This window comes from Kitasatospora sp. NPDC004240 (assembly GCF_053603215.1).
In genome coordinates this window covers 1-5,558 of sequence record NZ_JBSGFD010000333.1, presented here as the reverse complement: position 1 = coordinate 5,558, position 5,558 = coordinate 1, and the positions used below count along the sequence as shown (strand labels likewise).

4 protein-coding genes are annotated in these 5,558 nt (G+C 74.7%); all 4 read left to right on the top strand.

Annotation, left to right across the window (positions count from 1 at the left end; all coding sequences use genetic code 11):
• The first annotated feature begins 101 nt into the window (after positions 1-101).
• A complete protein-coding gene (locus ACWEQL_RS40515) occupies positions 102-995 on the top strand; it encodes a spherulation-specific family 4 protein (protein ID WP_452156318.1) in 894 nt (297 codons plus the stop codon).
• A gap of 201 nt (positions 996-1,196) precedes the next feature.
• The gene (locus ACWEQL_RS40510) at positions 1,197-1,709 is read left to right on the top strand and encodes an ATP-binding protein (RefSeq protein WP_452156316.1); all 513 of its coding nucleotides are present in this window, start codon (positions 1,197-1,199) and stop codon (positions 1,707-1,709) included.
• 203 nt (positions 1,710-1,912) lie between these two features.
• Positions 1,913-4,798 (top strand): ATP-binding protein, encoded by a 2,886-nt coding sequence (locus ACWEQL_RS40505; RefSeq protein WP_452156314.1) that lies wholly within the window; start codon positions 1,913-1,915, stop codon positions 4,796-4,798.
• Positions 4,799-5,395: 597 nt separating this feature from the next.
• A partial coding sequence (locus ACWEQL_RS40500) for a PIN domain-containing protein (protein ID WP_452156320.1) occupies positions 5,396-5,558 on the top strand: 163 nt, incomplete at its 3' end.

Sequence of the window (5,558 nt, the reverse complement as noted above, 5' to 3'; positions counted from 1 at the left end):
TCACGCTCGATGTCGTCGCGCACCTGCTCCACCGACTTGTTGGAGTGCTTGGAGGCCGACCCCGTGGGTTCCTCCACTCCTCGATCCGACCAGGGAGCGCGATGCGTTCGTTGACCAGAAGCCTGTCCGTCGTCCTGACCGGCGCGGTCGTGGCCGCCGCCGGCCTGACACCCACCGCGGACGCCGCGGCCGACGGCGCGAGACGCGGGCTGGAGGTCGCGGTGCCCGCGTACGTGCTGCCGGGGCAGCCCATGCTGGCCGCGGCGCAGGCCACCCGCCCCGCGCCCTCGGTGGTGGTGCTCAACCCCGACAGCGGCTACGCCCCCTTCGACACCGCCTGGCAGGCGCAGGCCGACGCCCTGCGCACCGGCGTGACCGCGCACGGCGGCCGGACCAAGGTGCTCGGCTACGTCGACACGGCACACGGCACGCTCCCGGCGTCCGTGGTGAAGGCCCGCGTGGACAACTACCTGAGGACCGCCGACGGCCGGCTGCACGTCGACGGGATCTTCTTCGACCGCTCCGGGCGGGACTGCGGGGACGGCAACGCCACCCGCGACCACTACGCGGCGCTGCGGGCCTACGTCCACGAGACCGTGTACGCCCTGTCGTCCCAGGCCTCCGAGCTGGTCGTGGACAACCCGGGCACCGCGGTCGCGGACTGCTACCTGGAGCCCGGGCACCGTACGGCCGACGTCTTCGTGACCTTCGAGGGCGACCTCGCCGCCTACCGGGACGGCTGGCTGGGCGGCAACGTGTTCAACCAGGGCGCCGGCTACTACTCGGGCGCGTCGCTCGACCCGAGCGGCACGGCCTTCTGGCACCTGGTGTACGGCGTCCCGGACACGCCCGCGATGCGGACCGTGCTGGACTCGGCCTTCACCCGCGGCGCGGGGTACGTCTACGCCACCGACGACGTCCTGGACGTCCCCTGGGACGCCGCCCCGGGCTGGGGCTTCGCGGCCGAGACCGGGTACGCGGCGACCAAGGGCTGACCGGGCCCGGCGCGGGCGGCGCGCGTTTTCGCAGGTCAGGCATACCGTCGACACCTGCGGTACGGCCGTCGTCAAGGCGCGCGTCAGGTGAAATACGTACCCCCGGTTAAAACACCCCTGATTGTTCCGGTTCGGAACCGGGGTGAGGGTGACAGAACAGGAGGCCTGTCCCCACCTCGCCCCTCGTCCCGGGAGTCATAGATGATCACCACCGACCGCGCCGCCCCCGTCATCGCCGCAGGCGGCGGCCCCGGCATCCGAGCCGGGTCCGCCGCCTGCGCCATGCGGGCGGCCCCCGCCTCGGTGCCGGCCCTCCGGCACTTCGCCCGGGCGGCGGCACGGCGATGGCGGCTCCCGCAGTGCGTCGACGAGGCGCTGGAGCTCATCGTGACCGAGTTGGTGACCAACGTGGTACGCCACAGCGGCAGCCCGGACGTGGCCGTACTGCTCGCCACCGACGGCGTCGAGGTGGTCGTCGAGGTCAGGGACCACGGACGGTGGCGCAACCGGCGCTCCAAAGCGGACAGCGAGGCGTGCTGCGGCCGCGGTCTGAAGCTGGTCGAGGCGTACTCCGACAGCTGCACCATGCGCGCCACCCCCGCCGGCACCCGCGTCACCGCCGAGCTGCTGCTGCCCGACCCGGCCGCCCCCGCCCCCGAAGCAGCCCCCGCCCCCGCGGTGGCCCTCGCCCCTGCGGCGGCCCTCGTCCCCTAGACAACCCGTGCCGGGCAACCGGTGCCGGGCCGAGGCCGACGCCCGGTCCGACGGTCACCGTCGCCCCGCCCACGCCCCCGCGCTCACACGACCGGCCCACTCCCCACGGCCACCGCCCGCGCCGCACCGTCACCGGCGCCCTCGTCCTTTTGCGGCCGTCCCGGGCCGGATCTACGGTGGCCGGGACAGGGGAAGGTGATCGCGTGGCAGCGGCTCGTGTCCATGCGGCTCCAGGGAGCGGCGGGACCTTCGAGTTCGTCGGCCGCCGCCGGGAGCTGGACCTGTTGCTGGCCGCCGCCCGGCACCCGCCGGCGGTGGTGCTGGTGGAGGGCGAGGCCGGGATCGGCAAGTCCCGGCTGGTCCGCGAGGCGACCGCCAGGCTGACCGCCGAGGGCCGCCGGGTGCTGATCGGCTCCTGCCACCCGCTGCGTGAGCCGTTCCGCTTCGGACCGGTCGCCGACGCCCTGCGCAGGGCCGGCGACTGGCTGCCCGAGGAGGGCCTGCCCCCTACGGCCGGCGCGCTGGCCCACCTGCTGCCCGACCTGGCGGCCAGGCTGCCGCCCCCGCCCCCGCGCCCCGAGGACTCCCAGGCCGAGCGCTACCAGCTGGTCCAGGCCGTCCGCTCCTTCCTCGCCTCCATCGGCCCCGCCGTCCTGGTCGTCGAGGACCTGCACTGGGTCGACGAGGCCACCCGCGAACTGCTCCTGCTGCTCGCCCGCGACCTGCCCGAGCAGCTCAGCCTGGTGGTCACCTACCGCGCCGAGGACCTGCCGCCCGACACCCCCGTGCTCGGCGCCGCCTACCGCCGCCCACCCGGCACCAGCGGCGCCTCGATCCGCCTCGCCCCGCTCTCCGAGGCCGAGATCAACGAGCTCGCCGGCGCCGCCCTCGGCGAGTACGCCACCGCGGCGCTGGGCACGGCCCTGTACGACCGCAGCCAGGGCCTGCCGCTGGTCGCCGAGGAGGACCTGATCACGCTCGGCGAGCACGGACTCCCCGACAGCCCCGCCGAGGCCACCGCCGACCTGGTGCAGGCCGAGGTCCCGATGGGGCTGCGCGAGGCGGTCACCGAACGCCTGGCCGGCCTGTCCGAGGCCGGTACGGCGGTCGTCGACGCCGCCGCGGTGCTCGCCGTCCCCGCCGCCGAACCGCTGCTCACCGCCGTCGCCGGACTGGACCCCGAGGAGGGCGCCCGGGGTCTCACCGAGGCCCTGCGGGTGGCGGTGCTGCGCGAGAGCGGCTCGGGGGAGTACCTGTTCCGGCACGTGCTCGCCCAGCAGGTCGCCTACGGGCACGTCCAGGGGCCCCGGCGCACCCGGCTGCACCAGCGGGCCATCGAGGAACTGCGCGGCCACACCCCGCCACCGCTGGTCCAGATCGCCCACCACACCCTCGCGGTCGGCGACCGCGAGGCGTGGCTGGACCGGCTGGAGGAGGCGGTCGAACAGGCCACCGCCCTGGACGACGACGGCACGGCGGCCGCCCTGCTCCAGCAGATGCTCAAGCAGCCGGCGCTGGCCGCCGACGTGCGTTCGCGCGCCGCCCTCGCCCTCGGGCGGATCGCGGTCAACGGCGCGGACTACACCGCCAACCTCGCCCTCCTGCGGCGGATCCTCACCGACCCCCGGCTCCCGGCCGCCACCTCCGGCGAGATCCGCCTGGCCCTCGGCCTGCTGATGGTCAACCACGCCGGCGACCGGGCGGGCTACCACGAGATCCGGCAGGCCATCCCAGAGCTGGCGTCCGAGCCGGAGCGGGCCACCCGGGCGATGATCGCCATCGCCGTGAACGAGCGGGACGACGCCGCCGACCAGGCCTGGAGCTGGATGGACCGGGCCGAGCGGACCCTGCGGGACAGCACCGACGACGTCGCGAAGGCCGGCCTGCGCGCCACCCGCCTCACCCTGCTCGCCCGTGACGGCGACCCCACCGTCTGGGAGCAGCTCGACCGGCTGCCCCGCCGCTCCGAGAACACCGACGTGCTGCGCCAGACCACCCGCGCCCTGTACAACGTCGGCGAGATCGCCATCGAACTCGGCCACGACCACCGCGCCGCCGCCCTGCTGACGGAGAGCCGGGAGCTGGCCAGGCGCGCCACCATCCCCTACCTGGAGTCCTACAGCCGCACCGCCCTGCTGCGCCTGGAGGCCCTGGCCGGCCACTGGAACGGCCTGGAGGAACGGTTCGCCGAACTCGGCACCGAGTACGCGGACATGGCCATGGCCGCCAACGAGCGGAACATGACCGCCGGACTCTTCGCCCTGGCCCGTGGACGCCTCACCCCGGCGCTCAAGCACTTCACGGCCGCCGCGGAGTACGGGGAACGGGAGTCCCAGGTCACCTCCGCGCTGCGCGCCGCGGCCGCGATCGCCTCCGTCCACCTCGCCCAGGGCGACCCGGCCGAGGCCTGGGCGACCGCCCGGCCCGCCGTGACCGCGCTGCGCCGGGCCGGCGCCTGGGCCAGGGCCACCGGCCTGCTGCCCGTCGCCGTCGAGGCGGCGACGGCCTGCGGGGAGCCCGATGCGGCCGGCAAGCTCGCCGACGACGCCGAACAGGCCCTGCGCGGCCGCGACGCGCCGGGCGCCGCCGCCGAACTCCGGCTCGCCCGCGGACTGCTGCTCCAGGACACCGAACCGGTGCCCGCCGCCGAGTACTTCGACCGCGCTCACCAGGCCTGGAAGGCCATCGGCCGGCCCTACGACGCCGCCCGCGCGGCCGAGCGCCACGGCCGCGCCCTCGCGCGCGCCAAGCCCCAGGACGCTGCCGTACGGCTCACCGCCGCCGCCGACGCCTACACCACCCTCGGCGCCACCGCCGACGCGGCCCGCTGCCGGCAACTGCTGGGCGAACTCGGCCCGGCCAAGGCCTCGCCGCGCGGGCGCCGCGGCTACGGCGGCAGCCTCTCGCCGCGCGAGCGGCAGGTCGCCGAACTGCTCGTCGAGGGCGCCACCAACCAGAGCATCGCCCAGGCGCTCTTCCTGTCCCCGCGCACGGTCGAGCAGCACGTCGCCCATGTGCTCAAGAAGTTGAACACCACCCGCAAGACCATCCGCGAGGCGTACCCGCCGCGCGAGACCCCGCCGGACTGACCCGCCCGGCCCGGGCCGCCGGCGCACGGTCCACCCGGGCCGCCGGGGCGCGGCCCACCCGCCGTTCGGCGCTCGGCGAAGCGGCGGATCTCGCCCGACCTCCCGGGCCGGCACCACCCGGAGCATCACCGTCACCAACCCCACCGCCGGCCACCGCTACCTCGGCCTCCACGCCGTGACCGACTTCAGCGGGGTCACCCTCGGCGCCGAGTTCTGATGCGATGGGCGACCGCGGTGAGTGACCGCGGTGAGCGACGTCGGCCTCCGGGGACGCTCCCGGAGGCCGACATTCGCCGTTCCCGATGTGATCCACGTCATATTCGGGAGCGTTGGCCTCGGTCCCAGGCTGGCGTAGCTTTACCGGACATACCTTCCGGTGTCGCCCACCCGCCCTCCGGAAATTCGTGCCGGATCGGATGCCGTCGGTGAATCCGTGGATTGAAAAGCCGGTTTTCCGGACAGAATCCCGGATACCGAATGACAGGGTGCCCGGGCCGGTGGGAGGCCTTCCGCAGTCGATTCCCCGTCGAGGGAGGAACGCTGCACCGGGAAAACCGGCACGCCGTGTCGGATCCGTCGGCTGAAAGGATTTCCCACATGAGCGCCGATATCAGGATCCAGGACGCCGAGAATGCGCCGGGCCATCGCAAGACGGGCCGGCGCATGTACGTTCTCGACACCAGCGTGCTCCTGGCCGACCCGCTCGCCATGACGCGCTTCGAGGAGCACGAGGTCGTCCTGCCGGTGGTGGTGGTCACCG